This is a genomic window from Mariniphaga sediminis, from assembly GCF_003573545.1.
GTDB lineage: Bacteria > Bacteroidota > Bacteroidia > Bacteroidales > Prolixibacteraceae > Mariniphaga > Mariniphaga sediminis.
Genome location: NZ_QWET01000069.1, coordinates 1 through 672 on the forward strand (window position 1 = coordinate 1; position 672 = coordinate 672).

Here is a 672-nt window from a genome sequence, read left to right on the forward strand (position 1 = left end):
ATTTGTGTCCTGTCTTGTCCTTTAATGTATTTCATGCCTGAAGGTACTAAATACCTGTATTTGTCGCTGTTGATATATGTCTGAGTTTTTAACAAAATATGGTTAGGTTTTTAGACAGTCTGACGGTTGGTGCATGTTTGGGACGGATTTCGGGGCAGCGTTCCTGTCCGCGAGGACGGAACGATGATGCGAGAGCCGCAGCTTGCACATCACCAAACCCCGCTATGCAATATGGCACTTTGTTGTATGCCGTATTTTTATGGTTCATCACAATCACATTCAATATCTATTAATAATCTTTCAAATTCATTTGGATAATAAATTGATGTATTTATGTGTGGTAATTTTCTGTTTGCGCTATTCCACCATCCAAACTTCATTATCTCTAGTCTTGCATATTCAAGCTTGTGGGGAGAATTAGATTTCTCTTCGAATTTTTGTTGAACCTTTTCAGGATTACCGTTACGACTCTTTTGGTATTCGTGTAGTTTCATCCACGCATCAACCATGGTTTGTCCTCCAGCGATTAAAGCTTCCCGATAATAAATAACGTCAGTTCGATGTAAGAAACCTAAGAAATTGCTAGCAAAAAAGCAAAGTTTTGTTTATATTTAAGTGTCTTATATTTAAATATTTAACAAACAAAACCTTGCTCTGATATGGACTCTAAAA

General features: G+C 36.9%; 1 protein-coding gene. It reads right to left on the reverse strand.

Annotated elements, in window-relative coordinates; translation table 11 throughout:
- Positions 1-257: 257 nt before the first annotated feature.
- Positions 258-509: a hypothetical protein gene (locus D1164_RS23620; protein WP_119352361.1), complete on the reverse strand. Its 252-nt coding sequence runs from the start codon at positions 507-509 to the stop codon at positions 258-260.
- Positions 510-672 lie beyond the last annotated feature (163 nt).